The sequence below is a fragment of the Micromonospora sp. NPDC005173 genome, from assembly GCF_040608515.1.
Lineage (GTDB): Bacteria > Actinomycetota > Actinomycetes > Mycobacteriales > Micromonosporaceae > Micromonospora.
Genome location: NZ_JBEXIK010000003.1, coordinates 212,555 through 226,921, shown reverse-complemented (window position 1 = coordinate 226,921; position 14,367 = coordinate 212,555). Strand labels below are relative to the sequence as shown.

General features: G+C 70.6%; 13 protein-coding genes and 1 tRNA gene. 2 read left to right on the top strand and 12 right to left on the bottom strand.

All coding sequences use genetic code 11. The features are described from left to right. Positions 1-128: 128 nt before the first annotated feature. The 9 genes from ABZV00_RS06375 to ABZV00_RS06335 form a co-directional block, all read right to left on the bottom strand. Complete coding sequence (locus tag ABZV00_RS06375; RefSeq protein ID WP_355602363.1) at positions 129-1,445, bottom strand: GTP-binding protein; 1,317 nt, start codon at positions 1,443-1,445, stop codon at positions 129-131. Next, positions 1,445-2,356 carry a sulfate adenylyltransferase subunit CysD gene (gene cysD, locus ABZV00_RS06370; protein WP_355602361.1) on the bottom strand — a complete coding sequence of 304 codons (912 nt, stop codon included), beginning with the start codon at positions 2,354-2,356 and terminating at the stop codon, positions 1,445-1,447. The genes ABZV00_RS06375 and cysD overlap by 1 nt, the downstream gene beginning before the upstream one ends. Before the next feature lie 74 nt (positions 2,357-2,430). Next, positions 2,431-3,261 carry an inositol monophosphatase family protein gene (locus ABZV00_RS06365; protein ID WP_328423344.1) on the bottom strand — a complete coding sequence of 277 codons (831 nt, stop codon included), beginning with the start codon at positions 3,259-3,261 and terminating at the stop codon, positions 2,431-2,433. A 187-nt stretch (positions 3,262-3,448) separates the two neighbouring features. Beyond that, positions 3,449-4,039 carry an aminoacyl-tRNA hydrolase gene (gene pth, locus ABZV00_RS06360; protein ID WP_328423343.1) on the bottom strand — a complete coding sequence of 197 codons (591 nt, stop codon included), beginning with the start codon at positions 4,037-4,039 and terminating at the stop codon, positions 3,449-3,451. 83 nt (positions 4,040-4,122) lie between these two features. Next, positions 4,123-4,821 carry a 50S ribosomal protein L25/general stress protein Ctc gene (locus tag ABZV00_RS06355; RefSeq protein ID WP_328423342.1) on the bottom strand — a complete coding sequence of 233 codons (699 nt, stop codon included), beginning with the start codon at positions 4,819-4,821 and terminating at the stop codon, positions 4,123-4,125. A gap of 344 nt (positions 4,822-5,165) precedes the next feature. Beyond that, positions 5,166-6,146 carry a ribose-phosphate diphosphokinase gene (locus ABZV00_RS06350; protein ID WP_328423340.1) on the bottom strand — a complete coding sequence of 327 codons (981 nt, stop codon included), beginning with the start codon at positions 6,144-6,146 and terminating at the stop codon, positions 5,166-5,168. A 57-nt stretch (positions 6,147-6,203) separates the two neighbouring features. Continuing rightward, positions 6,204-7,739, bottom strand: coding sequence for a bifunctional UDP-N-acetylglucosamine diphosphorylase/glucosamine-1-phosphate N-acetyltransferase GlmU (glmU, locus tag ABZV00_RS06345; protein WP_355602596.1), 1,536 nt, complete (start codon positions 7,737-7,739; stop codon positions 6,204-6,206). Positions 7,740-7,845: 106 nt separating this feature from the next. Next, a tRNA-Gln gene (locus tag ABZV00_RS06340) sits at positions 7,846-7,917 on the bottom strand. Positions 7,918-8,085: 168 nt separating this feature from the next. Further along, entirely contained in the window at positions 8,086-8,844 is a 759-nt protein-coding gene (locus ABZV00_RS06335; RefSeq protein WP_355602358.1) for an SDR family oxidoreductase, read from the bottom strand. A 435-nt stretch (positions 8,845-9,279) separates the two neighbouring features. On the opposite strand from ABZV00_RS06335, the gene ABZV00_RS06330 reads away from it, so the two are divergent. Then, positions 9,280-10,245: an acyl-CoA desaturase gene (locus ABZV00_RS06330; RefSeq protein ID WP_328423336.1), complete on the top strand. Its 966-nt coding sequence runs from the start codon at positions 9,280-9,282 to the stop codon at positions 10,243-10,245. A gap of 224 nt (positions 10,246-10,469) precedes the next feature. After that, positions 10,470-11,156 carry a TetR/AcrR family transcriptional regulator gene (locus ABZV00_RS06325; RefSeq protein WP_355602594.1) on the top strand — a complete coding sequence of 229 codons (687 nt, stop codon included), beginning with the start codon at positions 10,470-10,472 and terminating at the stop codon, positions 11,154-11,156. Positions 11,157-11,162: 6 nt separating this feature from the next. Here the strand turns inward: ABZV00_RS06325 and ABZV00_RS06320 are convergent, their stop codons facing one another. From ABZV00_RS06320 to ABZV00_RS06310, 3 genes are all read right to left on the bottom strand, one after another. Continuing rightward, the gene (locus ABZV00_RS06320) at positions 11,163-11,639 is read right to left on the bottom strand and encodes a DUF4383 domain-containing protein (protein WP_355602356.1); all 477 of its coding nucleotides are present in this window, start codon (positions 11,637-11,639) and stop codon (positions 11,163-11,165) included. A 217-nt stretch (positions 11,640-11,856) separates the two neighbouring features. Next, positions 11,857-12,312 (bottom strand): DUF4383 domain-containing protein, encoded by a 456-nt coding sequence (locus tag ABZV00_RS06315; protein ID WP_355602354.1) that lies wholly within the window; start codon positions 12,310-12,312, stop codon positions 11,857-11,859. A gap of 100 nt (positions 12,313-12,412) precedes the next feature. Continuing rightward, the gene (locus tag ABZV00_RS06310; RefSeq protein ID WP_328423330.1) at positions 12,413-14,218 is read right to left on the bottom strand and encodes an ABC-F family ATP-binding cassette domain-containing protein; all 1,806 of its coding nucleotides are present in this window, start codon (positions 14,216-14,218) and stop codon (positions 12,413-12,415) included. Positions 14,219-14,367 lie beyond the last annotated feature (149 nt).

Below are 14,367 nucleotides of genomic sequence, written 5' to 3'. Positions count from 1 at the left end.
TGGGATGGGGTCGGGGTGAGATCGTGCTCGTTCGTGGAAGTAGTGGCCTCGCCCATCGGGCGAGGCCACTACTTCCTGGATGGAGCGCGATCTTGCGGGCAACCGGGCCGGGGCGGGCCGAGCCTCGGTCAGCTGGCTTCGACGATCATGCCGGCACCGACGGTGCGGTTGGTGGCCTCGTCGATGATGACGAAGCCGCCGGTGGTGCGGTTGCGCCGGTACTCGTCGGCCAGCAGCGGCACCGTGGTGCGCAGCCGCAGCCGGCCGATCTCGTTGAGCCGCAGCTCATCGGCCGACTCGTCGCGGTGCAGCGAGTTGATGTCCAGCCGGTAGTGCAGCCCGCGCACGATCGCCCGCGCCGACCGAGTGGTGTGCTTGATCGCGTACCGGCCGCCGACCCGCAGCGGGCGGGTCTCGTCCATCCAGCACACCATCGCCTCGATGTCCTGGGCCACCGCGGGAGCGTTGTTCGGCCGGCAGATCATGTCGCCCCGGGAGATGTCGATCTCGTCGGCCAGCCGTACCGTCACCGACATCGGCGGGAACGCCTCCGCGACCGGCCCGTCGGCGGTCTCCACCGCGGCGATCCGGCTGGTGAAGCCGGACGGCAGCACCATCACCTCGTCGCCCGGCTTGAGCACGCCGGAGGCGACCTGACCAGCGTAGCCGCGGTAGTCGGTGACCGTGGTGGACTGCGGCCGGATCACGTACTGCACCGGGAACCGGACGTCGACCAGGTTGCGGTCGCTGGCGATGTGCACCCGCTCCAGGTGGTGCAGCAGCGACGAGCCCTCGTACCACGGCATGTTCTCCGACCGGGTGACGATGTTGTCGCCACGCAGCGCGGAGATCGGCACCACGGTCAGGTCCGGCACGTCGAGCTTCGCGGCGAACGCGGTGAACTCGTCGGCGATCCGCTCGTAGACCTCCTGCGACCAGTCCACCAGGTCCATCTTGTTGACGCAGAGGACCAGGTGCGGCACCCGCAGCAGCGAGCACAGGAACGCATGCCGGCGGGACTGCTCGACCAGGCCCTTGCGCGCGTCCACCAGGATCAGCGCGAGGTCGGCGGTGGACGCCCCGGTCACCATGTTGCGGGTGTACTGGATGTGCCCCGGGGTGTCGGCGATGATGAACTTGCGCCGCGGCGTGGCGAAGTACCGGTAGGCCACGTCGATGGTGATGCCCTGCTCCCGCTCGGCGCGCAGGCCGTCGGTGAGCAGCGCCAGGTTGGTGTACTCGTCGCCGCGGGCCGCGCTGACCGCCTCCACCGCGGCCAACTGGTCGGTGAAGAGCGACTTGGTGTCGTAGAGCAGCCGGCCGATCAGGGTCGACTTGCCGTCGTCCACGCTGCCCGCGGTGGCGAACCGCAGCAGGTCCATCGGACGGGCCTCCGGCCCGGACCCGCTGGGGACGGCGGCCGGGGCCACGATCTCGGTGGTCATCAGAAGTAGCCCTCCCGCTTGCGGTCTTCCATGGCGGCCTCGCTGACCCGGTCGTCACCACGGGTCGCGCCGCGCTCGGTGATCCGGGTGGCCGCCACCTCCTCGATGACCTTCTCCACGGTGTCCGCGTCGGAGCGGACCGCGGCGGTGCAGGAGGCGTCGCCCACGGTGCGGTAACGCACCTGCGCCTTGAACCGCTCCTCGCCCGCCCGGGGACGGAAGAACTCGTTGACCGCGTAGAACATCCCGTCCCGCTCGATCACCTCGCGCTCGTGCGCGTAGTAGATCGACGGCAGCGGGATCCGTTCCCGGGCGATGTAGTGCCAGACGTCCAGCTCGGTCCAGTTGGACAGCGGGAAGACCCGGATCGACTCTCCCGGGTGGTGCCGGCCGTTGTACAGCGACCACAGCTCAGGCCGCTGGTTCTTCGGATCCCACTGGCCGAACTCGTCCCGGAAGCTGAACACCCGCTCCTTGGCCCGGGCCTTCTCCTCGTCCCGGCGGGCGCCACCGAACAGCGCGTCGAAGCGGTGCCTCTCCACCGCGTCCAGCAGCACCGGCGTCTGGATCCGGTTACGCATGCCGTCGCCGGACTCCCGGACCAGCCCGCTGGCCAGGGCCTCCGGCACGCTCGCCACCACGAGCTGCAACCCCAGCTCGGCGACCCGCTGGTCGCGGTATTCCAGCACCTCGGGGAAGTTGTGGCCGGTGTCGACGTGCATGACCGGGAAGGGGATGTTGGCCGGAGCGAACGACTTCTGCGCCAGCCGCAGCATGACGATCGAGTCCTTGCCGCCGGAGAAGAGCAGCACCGGGCGTTCCATCTCGGCGACCACCTCGCGCATCACGAAGATGCTCTCCGCCTCCAGGGCGTCCAGGTGGGAGACCCGGTAGGCCGCGGGGGTGGTCATGACACCGGCTCGATTCGCTCGCTCATCCGATTTCCAGACCTTTCCGGTCGGACATGTCAAGAAGTGCGCCCAGGCTACCCGGAATGCCTCTGCAGCGCTGCAAGCAACCGGGAGGCGAGATCCTTGCGGCAGACCAACAGGTCCGGCAGGCGTGGATCCGCCTCGTTGTATCTCAGCGCAGAACCGTCGATCCGGGAAGCGTGTAGTCCGGTGGCCGTCGCCACAGCCACCGGCGCCGCTGAGTCCCACTCGTACTGCCCACCGGCGTGGATGTACGCGTCCACCTCTCCGGTGATGACCGCGGCGATCTTCGCGCCGGCCGAACCCATCGGCACCAGCTTCGCCCCCACGTCCTCGGCCAGGTCGGTGAGGAACACCGGCGGCCGGCTCCGGCTCGCCGCCAACCGGATCACCCGCGCGCCGGCCGTCGCCGCCTCCACCGTCATCGGCGGGTACGCCGGCGGGTAGTCCGTGCCCAGCACCCGGTGCTGCGCCGGCAGCCCCACCGCCCCGGCGACCAGCCCGTGCGGGCTCGGCGCGCTACGCGCCCAGAGCGCCACGTGCACCGCCCAGTCCGAGCGGCCCTCCTCGGCGAACTCCCGGGTGCCGTCCAACGGATCGATGATCCACACTCGGTCCGCGGCCAACCGGGACACCGCCTCGGCGTTCACCTCCGCCGCCCAGGCCAGCCGCGACCCCTCGTCCTCCTCGGAGAGCACGGCGTCCCCCGGCCGCCACTTCGCCAACTCCGTGCGGATCAGGTCGTGCGACACCTTGTCCCCGGCCGACTTCAGCGCGCCGGCGTCGCCGAAACCCAGCTCGGCCCGCAGGTCGAGCAGCGCCTGACCGGCCCGGGCCGCCAACCACCGGGCGAACGCACCGTCGATCATCGGAGGACTGCTCATCTGCCCGCTCCCGTCGCCTCGCCGCGACCCGTGCCCGCACCGGCCGCTCCGCCGCGACCCGCGTCGTCGGTCGCGGCACGCCGAAGGCGCAGACTACCGGCCCATCGACCCCGATCCGGTACGCCCCGCCCGGCTCAGAGACTGTCGGAAAGTCCCGAGGCGAGCGAGGCGGGGCTTCCCGACAGTCTCAACCGCCGTGGTAGAGGTTCTGAGTCGGCTCCACGCCCTTGACGACCACCGACTCCACCACGTCGGCGGCCCGGTCCACCAGGAAATCCAGCTCCTTGCGCTCCGCGGCGCCGAAATCCGACAGCACGTAGTCCGCCGGGTCCTGCCGCCCGGGTGGCCGGCCGATGCCGAACCGCACCCGGACGTACTCCTTGGTGCCCAACGACTTCGACATCGAACGCAGGCCGTTGTGCCCGCCCTCGCCGCCACCGCACTTGACCCGCACCTGGCCGTACCCGATGTCCAGCTCGTCGTGCACCGCGATCACCTGTGCCGGCGGCACCTTGTAGAACTGCGCCAGCGCCGCCACCGGCGCGCCGGAGAGGTTCATGTACGTCAGTGGCTTCGCCAGCACCAGCTTCGGCCCGCCGAAACCCAGTCGACCCTCGGCCACCTCGGCCACCGCCCGCTTGTGCCGGCCGAACCGCGCGCCCACCCGTCCGGCCAGCAGGTCAGCCACCATGAACCCGACGTTGTGCCGGTTCCCGGCGTACTCCCGACCCGGGTTGCCCAGGCCGACCACCAGCCACGGTCCCGCCTCGTCCGTCACGACCCGTCCCTCCCGCCGAACTCCCGATACGCCGACAGGCGCCCCCGAACGCTCGGGGACGCCTGCCGCACAGTACGAACCGATCAGGCCTCGGTGCGCGCCTCGGTGTTCTCCGCGCCCTCGGCGGTCGGGGCGGCGTCCGCACCCTCGGAACCCTCGGTGACCTCGCCGACCTCGGCCTCGGCCTCCTCGGTGGCCTCCTCGACCTCGGGCAGCGTCGCCTCGAGCTGCTCGGCGGTCGGCGCGGCGGTCACCGCAGCGACCGGCAGCGTCGCGTCGACGGCCAGCTCGACACCGGCCGGGAGCTGCACGTCGCCGGCGGTCACCTGGGAGCCCGCCTCCAGGCCCTCGATCGACGCCTCGAGGTGGTCCGGCACCTTGGTGGCGTCGGCGGTCACCGAGAGGGTGTCGTGGTCGTGCACGATCAGGGTGTCCCGCGCGGCCTCGCCGGTCAGCTGGACCGGGACCTCGACGGTGACCTTCTCGCCCCGGCGGACCAGGATGAGGTCCACGTGCTCGAAGGTGTCCTTGATCGGGTCACGCTGAATCGCCTTCGGCAGCGCCAGCACCTGCGTGCCGTCGGTGATGTCGATCGCGAACAGCTGGTTGGCGCCACCCTTGCGGATCGCCGCGGCGAACTCCCGGGACGGCAGCGCGATGTGCTTGGGCTTCTCGCCGTGGCCGTACAGCACGGCGGGCACCTTGCCGGCCCGGCGGGTACGGCGGGCACCACCCTTGCCGAACTCGGTACGGGGCTCGGCGCTGATCTTTACCTCGGACACGGGGAAACTCCTGATGCTTTTCGCTGCGGCGGCTTGTCGTCTTGCGGTGCTGGGGCGAGGGGCTCGCTGGGGCTCATGCGTCATGAACGACTGCCCGGAGCACCGCGTCGATGACGGTACCTCCGTGCGGCGCTGTTCAGCGGCCCGCCGGGCACCCTCGCCGTGGCAACCGCACCAGTCTACCCGAGCTGATTCCGGGGTTTCCGGCAGTCCCCGGTCATGGGTCCAGGCCGGCGCGTCGGTGGCGTTCCCACCAGCGTGCCAGCCCCGTTTCCACCAGCTTGGCAGCCCCGGTCCCGCCGGAGCGCCGGATGGCGGAAACGGGGCTCACCGCAGCGCGACGCTCAGCTCAGGCCACCGAAGAGGGTGGTCACCGAGCCGTCGTCGAAGACCTCCCGGATCGCCCGCGCCAGCAGCGGCGCGATCGACAGCACGGTCAGCTTGTCCAACTGCTTCTCCGGCGGCAACGGCAGCGTGTTGGTCACCACGACCTCACTGATCGAGCTGTTCTTCAGCCGCTCGGTCGCCGGATCCGACAGCAGCGCGTGGGTGGACGCGACCACGATCTCCGCCGCGCCCGACTCCTTGAGGATGTCCGCCGCGCCGGTGATCGTGCCACCGGTGTCGATCATGTCGTCGACGATCAGGCAGACCCGACCCTCCACCTCGCCGACCACGCGGTTCGCCACCACCTGGTTCGGCTTCATCGGGTCGCGGGTCTTGTGGATGAACGCCAGCGGGCAACCGCCCAGCCGGTCGGTCCACCGCTCGGCCACCCGCACCCGGCCCGAGTCCGGCGCCACGACGGTCATCGGCCGGCCCGCGTACTTGTGCTCCACGTACTCGGCGAGGATGTCCATCGCGAAGAGGTGGTCGACCGGACCGTCGAAGAAGCCCTGGATCTGCGCGGTGTGCAGATCGACGGTGAGGATCCGGTTCGCGCCGGCCGTCTTCAGCAGGTCCGCCACCAGCCGGGCCGAGATCGGCTCGCGTCCGCGGTGCTTCTTGTCCTGACGTGCGTACGGGTAGAACGGCAGCACCACGGTGATCCGCTTGGCCGACCCCCGCTTCAGCGCGTCCACCATGATCAGGGTCTCCATGACCCAGGTGTTCACCCCGTGCGTCACGGACTGCACCACGAAGGCGTCCGAACCACGCACCGAGTCCTTGAACCGTACGAAGATCTCGCCGTTGGCGAACTCGTACGCGTCGGCCGGCGTCGGCGCCACGCCGAGCACCTCACCGATCTCCTTGGCCAGCTCCGGAAAGCCACGTCCGGAAAAGAGCATCAGGCTTTTGCGGTTTTCGGCGACGATGCTGCCCATGGGCCCGTCTGCTCCCGTTTCTCGGTGGTACCCGGCCCGGTGGTGGTGGCGCGGGGACTATTCGGTTGCAGTATCTCCCGTGCCGGACGCACCGCCCACCGTCTCGGCCCTCCCGTGCATTGCCTCACTGTCGCTTGCGGTGGGGGCCACACCCGACGCACCCTCGCCGGCGCGGGCCCGCTGCGCGGCCTCCGCCGCGGCCGTGCCGGCCCGCCGCTTCACCACCCAGCCCTCGATGTTGCGCTGGCGTGCCCGGGCGACGCCCATCGCGCCCGCCGGCACGTCCTCCACGATCACCGAGCCGGCCGCCGTGTACGCCCCGTCGCCCACCTCGACCGGCGCCACAAACATGTTGTCCGCCCCGGTCCGGGCGTGGCTGCCGATGACCGTGCGGTGCTTGTTGACCCCGTCGTAGTTCACGAAGACCGACGCCGCGCCGATGTTGCTCTGCTCGCCGATCGTCGCGTCACCCACGTACGTCAGGTGCGGCACCTTGGAGCCGGCGCCGATCTGCGAGTTCTTCACCTCGACGAACGTGCCGACCTTCGCCTTCTCGGCCAGCCGCGCGGCCGGCCGCAGGTACGCGTACGGACCGACGCTGGCGCCCGCGCCCACCTCGGCGCCCACCGCGTGGCTGCGCACCACCGACGCACCGGGGCCGACGATGGTGTCGACCAGCGTGACGTCCGGCCCGACCAGCGCGCCGGTGCCGACCACCGTGCCGCCGCGCAGTTGGGTGTTCTGGTCCACGACCGCGTCGCGGTCCAGCGCGACCGTCACGTCGATCCAGGTGGTCGCCGGGTCCAGCAGGCTCACTCCGGTACGCATCCACGCCTCGTTGACCCGGTCGCGCAGCAGCCGGCGCAGCGTCGCCAACTCCACCCGGTCGTTGCAGCCCAGCGTCTCCACGTGGTCGACGGCCACGTGCACAGCCACCGGCTCGCCAGCCGAGCGGAGCAGCCCGAAGACGTCGGTCAGGTACTCCTCGCCCTGGTCGTTGTCGGTGGAGAGCTTGCCCAGCGCGGCGCGCAGCCGCACCGCGTCGAACGCGTAGATGCCGGCGTTGATCTCCCGGATCGCGCGCTGCGTCGCGTCGGCATCGCGCTCCTCGACGATCTGCTCCAGCCGGCCGTCGGCGTCCCGGACGATCCGCCCGAGCCCGGTCGGGTCGGGCACCTCGGCGGCCAGCACGGTGGCCGCCGCGGCGGCCTCCTCGTGCGCGGTCACCAGCGCGCCGACCGTCTCCGGCCGCAGCAGCGGTACGTCCCCGTTGATCACCACGACGGTGCCGGCGCCGTCCGGGACAGCGTCCAGCGCGATCCGGACGGCGTGCCCGGTGCCGAGTTGCTCGGCCTGGAGGACCGGCGTGGTGTCCGGTGCGATCTCGGTCAGGTGTCCCCGGACCTGGTCGGCGCCGTGGCCGACCACCACGACGGTGCGGTCCGCGGCCAGCGGCGCGGCCGCGCTCAGCACGTGGCCGAGCAGCGTCCGACCGAGCAGCGGGTGCAGCACCTTGGGCAGTGTCGACTTCATCCGCTTGCCCTCACCGGCGGCAAGTACGACGACGGTACGGAGGTGGGGCTGGGGCACGATGTGGCTCCCGTCGGGACGGCGGACACTCTCGCGGCCATGCTAACCGCGGTGCCCGGCGCGTTCCCGTCTTACCCCCACTGGAACCTAAAACGGACTTAGGGGGCAGCTCGGCCGCCAGGGTTCGAACCTGAAATACGGGTACCAAAGACCCGGGTGTTGCCAATTACACCACGGCCGATCAGCGACGCGAGCGCGTCACATCAGGGATGAGCATCCCGCGCTACACCTTAGCGCCCCGGCCGCCGGACGCCATCGCTCATTCCGCCACGCCCGGCGACCGGCGGCGCGCCCGGACGGCGTCCGGGCGGGCAGTCCGAACCGGGCCCGGACGCCGCAGACGGGTTGACTAGAGGTTGTACCCGCCGGCGACCTCGATGTTCTGCGCGGTGATCCAGCGGCCCTCCTCGCCGAGCAGCGTGGCGATCACCATGCCGATGTCGTCGGGCTCGCCCACCCGACCGAGTGCGGTCTTCGCTGCGAGAAGCGGAATCACCTCGGGGAACCGCTCGAAGGCGTTGTCGGCGAGGCGCGTCCGGGTGGAGCCCGGGGCGACGGAGTTGACCCGGATGCCGCGGTTGCTGAACTCCTTGGCCATGTACCGGGTCAGCACCATGAGGCCGCCCTTCATCGAGGCGTACGCGGAGTAGCCGGGCTCCAGGCCGGAGGCCAGCGCCGAGTTGCTGCTGGTGTTGACGATCGCGCCGCCGTCGGCCAGCAGTGGCAGCAGTGCCTGGGTGAGGAAGAACGGCCCCTTGAGCAGCACCCGCATGAACCCGTCGAACAGCTCCTCGGAGGTGTCCTCGAAAAGCGCCATCCGCGCGAACCCGGCGTTGTTGACCAGGGAGTCGAACGTGTCCCGCTGCCAGGTGTCGCGCAGCGCGGCGACGACCGACTCGCGGAAGGCCGGGAAGGTCTCACTGCGGCCGACGTCCAGTGGCAGCGCGACGGCCGTGCCGCCCTCCTTCTCGACGCTCTCCACGGTCTCCAGCGCCCCGGGTTGGTTGTTGCTGTAGGTCAGGATGACCCCCGATCCGCGCTTGGCGAGCTGGATGGCAGCGCTCTGGCCGATGCCCGAGCTGGCGCCGGTGACGATAGCGACCCGCATGATTCGCCTACCTGTTCATTCGTGGAGCCATCACATGCTCCTGGGAGTTGGGCTAACCCCAGAGAACCAGCGTGAGCAGTGCGAGTGATAGATGAATGCTCTCCACCTCTTGCCTGATCCTCTCTTTGTTGCGATTCACCCCGGACGGCACCACCGCTATCGCCACCCACCCCACCGACGTCGCCGCCGTCAGTTCGGCGCACTGCCGAGCATCGATGCCACCAAGCCGCACGGCGCGGGCCCGCAGCGCCGCGCCGTCCCTGCGGTGAGGGACTGACCGTGCCCCGGATCGCCGCACACCTCAGGGCTCTGACCTGCGTTTTGGCCCGACCGCGTAAGGGTTTTCGGAACTTCCCCGTGCGATCTACGGTGCCGTAAGTTACGGTAACGTAGGCGTAGCTTCGTGATCGTTTCCGTCCCCCTCTGCGAGGTGAAATGTCCACCGCTCTGCTCGAACCCAACACCGCCGGCCCCGGCCCGAAACCGCTCACCGACGGCAGTCAGTCCCCCGGAATCCTGGCCGCCCTCTGGGCCTTCGTAGTGATCCCCTTCGTCGCCCTGCTGGTCGCCGTACCAGTGGCCTGGGGTGGCTGGCTCGGCTGGACCGATGTCGTCATCGGCCTGGTCTGGTACGTGGTCTCCGGGCTGGGCATCACGGTCGGCTTCCACCGCTACTTCACGCACGGCTCGTTCAAGGCCAAGCGGTGGCTGCGGGTGACGTTGGCGGTCGCGGGCTCGCTGGCCGTGCAGGGCGAGATCATCCAGTGGGTGGCCGACCACCGGCGGCACCACGCCTTCTCCGACATGGAGGGCGACCCGCACTCGCCGTGGCGCTTCGGCACCAGCTTCTGGGCGCTGACCCGGGGCCTGTTCCACGCGCACGTGGGCTGGCTGTTCCGCCGGGAGCTGTCCAACCGGGAGCGGTTCGCCCCGGACCTGCAAGCCGACCGCGACATCAGCCGGGTGGACCGGCTCTTCCCGATGCTGGTGGCCATCTCACTGCTCGGCCCGGCGCTGATCGGTGGCCTGGTGACCTGGTCCTGGCAGGGCGCACTGACCGCGTTCTTCTGGGCCGGGCTGGTCCGCATCGGTCTGCTGCACCACGTCACCTGGGCGATCAACTCGGTCTGCCACGTCTACGGCGAGCGCCCGTTCGCGATGCGGCAGGGCGACCGCGCGTCGAACTTCTGGCCGCTGGCGATCCTGTCGTTCGGCGAGAGCTGGCACAACCTGCACCACGCCGACCCGACCAGTGCCCGGCACGGCGTGCTGCGTGGTCAGGTGGACATCTCCGCCCGGGTGATCTGGCTGTTCGAGAAGGTCGGCGCGGCGTCACAGGTGCGCTGGCCGAAGCCGGAGCGCATCGCGGCCAAGCTGGTGAAGCCGGTCGCACCCCGCTAAATGCGGGCGGTGCTCCTGGAGGTCGCCTGGCAGGATAGTCGGATGACCGAGCGACGCGGGGGGACCGGACGGCTCGGCAGACGGGGGGCCGGGCCCGATCCGGGTACGGTCGGACGGCGCGGCTGGGCGGTCGGACCGCCCGCCAGTGAGGCGACGACGTGAACGGGCACAGCGGAGGCACCATCCCACGGCAGGGCGTCACCGAGCGCCAGCGAGGCGGCGACATGGCCGAGGTCAGCGACGGCGCCGACAGTCGGCGTGCGGCGGCGGTCCCGCCGGCGAAACCCAAGTCCACCTCCCGGGTCCGGATGTCCGCGGCCCAGCGGCGGGAGCAGTTGATCGCGACCGGCCGGCAGCTCTTCGCCGAGCGGGGTTTCGACGCCACCTCCATCGAGGAGGTGGCGGCCCGCGCCAAGGTCTCCAAGCCGGTGGTGTACGAGCACTTCGGCGGCAAGGAGGGGCTCTACGCGGTGGTGGTGGACCGGGAGGTCCGGGCATTGCTGGACCGGATCACCACGGCGTTGACCGCCGGGCACCCGCGGGAGCTGTTGGAGCAGGCGGCGATGGCCCTGCTGGGCTACATCGAGGAGGAGACCAGCGGGTTCCGCGTGCTGGTCCGCGAGTCGCCGCTGATGTCCGCGACGGGCACCTTCAGCAGCGTGATGAACGACGTGGCACACCAGGTCGAGCACATCCTGGGCGCCGAGTTCAAGAGCCGCGGGTACGACCCGAAGCTGGCCGAGCTGTACTCGCAGGCGCTGGTGGGCATGGTTGCGCTGACCGGCAGTTGGTGGCTGGAGGTGCGCAAGCCGCGCAAGGAGACGGTTGCGGCGCACCTGGTCAACCTCGCCTGGAACGGGTTGTCGCACCTGGAGGCGAAGCCGACGTTGATCACCGCCCGCCGCCACTGACTTCACTCAGCGGCGGTGCACCTCGGCCACCGGGTGATGACGGTTGCGCCGTTCCGCCTCGGCGTGCTCCTCGGGGCCGACCTTGTCGTACAGGCCGGTGCCGAGCAGGATCAGGCCGAACAGCATCGACACGACCACGGTCGACATCGAGAAGTTCAGGAAGTTCGCCTCGGTCTGCAGCACGGACATCATCAGGATGCTGGTCACCAGGAACACCACCCCGGCGGTGAGGTTCATGTAGTGGCCAAGGTTGCTGCGCCGGGACGCCCCCACGATCAGGACGACTCCGAAGACCACCGAGGCGAGCGAGAAGGCCAGGTTGGTACGTAGACCGAGGGCCCAGTGGCTGCCCCGGTCGAAGAGCGGATCGCCGATCGTCTCGACGACGCCCCAGACTCCGAAGACCAGGATGTAGACACCGATCAGGCCGGCGAGGACCCGGTAGAGCGGCCGTGCCGGATGGTTCACCGGAAAGTGCGGCATACCCTGAACCCCATCCACCTGAGTTAGACCGTTTCAGGAGGATTGTCACCCGGGGCAGAGGTGACTGTCCGGAGAACCACAATGGCGAGCAGGGTCCGCCGAAGGATGGACCAGGCCAGGTTTTCGCCGGAGCCCGAGCTGCGCAGGGATCAAGCTTGACCGCCCGGAGCAGCTCGGGCTCCGGCGAAAACCCACGGCCGCAACCAGAGGAAAACGATCAGAGGACCAGGCGAGCCTTCTGGAACGCCTCCGCCTCCTCCTCCGTGCCGACCTTGCCGTACATGCCGACCATGAGCAGCACCATCGCGGCCACCATCACGACGACCACGGTGGCGATGCTGAAGTTGAAGAAGTTGGCATCGGTGCGGATGAACGCCAGACCGGCCAGGCTGACCACCATCATGACGTACGCCAGCCACTGGTTGACCGCCACGTCGATGTTGCGGCCGAGCGCGGTGCCACCCAGCACGATGACCCCGAGCAGCACGCTGAGCAGCGAGAAGCCGAGGTTGGTGCCCTGGCCGAGGACCCGGGTGCCGTCCTGCGCGAGGACCTCGTTGCCGGCGCTCTCGATGATGCCGAGCGCACCGAAGACCACCAGGTACAGACCGGTCAGCCCGCCGATCGCCCGGTAGACCGGCCGCGCGGGGTGGTTGACGGGGGTATGGGCCATGTCTGATCTCCAACGCCGTGGGGTAGGTGTCGCCGACGATTGTCCCGCATGTGGCGGTGTGACGCCGCACACGGCCCCCGGCCCGGCGCGCGCGGCCCGGTCAGCTCTCGGGCAGGTCCTCGGCGAGGGTCATCCAGGTCTCCTCGATCCGCTCCCGCTCGGCGCGCAGATCCTTGAGCTGGGTGTCCAGCTCGGCGACCCGGGCGTAGTCGGTGGCGTCGGCGGCGAGCTGGTCGAGCAAGGTGGTCTCGCGCTGGTCGAGCTTGCCGAGCTGGCGTTCCAGCCGGGTCAGCTCCTTGCGGGCCTGGCGGACCTCGGCCGCGGACATGCCGCCCGCGGAGGGGCCGGTGGGCGCGGCGGTCGGGGTGGCACCGGCCCGCGGCGCGCCGGCACGCTCGGCGGTCCGCGCGAGGTACTCGTCGACGCCGCCGGGCAGGTGCACCAGCCGGCCGTCGCCGAACATCCCGAACGCCGACTCGGTGACCCGTTCGATCAGGTAGCGGTCGTGGCTGGCCACGATGATCGTGCCGGGCCAGGAGTCGAGCAGGTCCTCCAGTGCGGCCAGGGTGTCGGTGTCCAGGTCGTTGGTGGGCTCGTCGAAGAGCAGCACGTTGGGCTCGCCGGCGAGCAGCCGCAGCATCTGCAGTCGGCGGCGTTCCCCACCGGAAAGGTCGCTGACCGGGGTCCAGAGCCGGCGGTCGTCGAAGCCGAAGACCTCGGCGAGCTGGGCGGCGGAGACCTCCCGGTCGCCGAGCTGGACCCGGCGGGCGACCTCTTCCACGGCTTCGAGCACCCGCAGGTGCCCGGGCAGCTCGGCGAGCTCCTGGGACAGGAACGCCGGCCGTACGGTGGAGCCGGTGCCGAGGCGGCCGCCGTCGGGGCGGGTGATGCCGGCGAGCATCCGCAGCAGCGTGGTCTTGCCGGCACCGTTGGCACCGAGGATGGCGATCCGGTCGCCCGGCCCGACCTGCCAGGTGACGTCGCGCAGGATCTCCTTGGGGCCGGCGAGCAGCTCGACGTTCTCCAGGTCGTACACCTGCTTGCCGAGCCGGGAGGTGGCCATCCGTTGCAGCGACATGGTGTCCCGCGCCGGCGGCACGTCGGCGATCAACGCGTTGGCGGCGTCGATGCGGAACTGGGGCTTGGAGGTGCGGGCGGGCGGACCACGGCGCAGCCAGGCGATCTCCTTGCGGAGCAGGTTCTGCCGGCGGGCCTCGGTGGCGGCGGCGACGCGTTCGCGCTCGGCTCGGGCGAGGATCCAGGCGGCGAAGCCGCCCTCGTACACGCGGACGGCCTGGTCGGCAACCTCCCAGGTGTTGGTGCAGACCGCGTCCAGGAACCACCGATCGTGGGTGACCACGACCAGGGCACCCTTGCGGCCGACCAGGTGCCGGGCCAGCCAGTCGACGCCGCCGACGTCGAGGTGGTTGGTGGGCTCGTCGAGGATGAGCAGGTCGGAGTCGCGGACGAGCAGCGCGGCGAGCGCGACCCGGCGCCGTTCGCCACCGGACATCGGGCCGACCGGCTGGTCGAGGCCCAGGTGCGGCATGCCGAGGCCGTCGAGGATGGCGCGCACCCCGGCGTCGCCGGCCCACTCGTGCTCGGCGCCCATGCCCTCGCCGAGCCAGGCGGTGCCGAGCACGACATCCCGGACGGTGGCGTCGGGGGCGAGGGTGAGCTGCTGCGGCAGCCAGAGCACTCGCAGGTCGCGGCGATGGGTGACCCGGCCGTCGTCAGGGTCCTCCTGCTTGGTGAGCAACCGCAGCAGGGTGGACTTGCCGGCACCGTTGAGGCCGACCACGCCGATCCGGTCGGCGTCGTCCAGGCCGAGCGAGACGTCCGTGAGTAGCCGCCCGGCGGCGCCGTACCCCTTGGACACCCGGTCCAGATTGACGATGTTGGCCACACTCCCACCCTTCATGATCAAGGCGTCCCGGTGCCGGCGGGCACCTGGACGCCTGACCCAAGGGTACGCGGACGCACCGGGCGCCCGCCGGGGCACCGACGGCGACTAGGTCAACTCCAGGTCGCGGCCGGACGCACCGACGTCGCCCC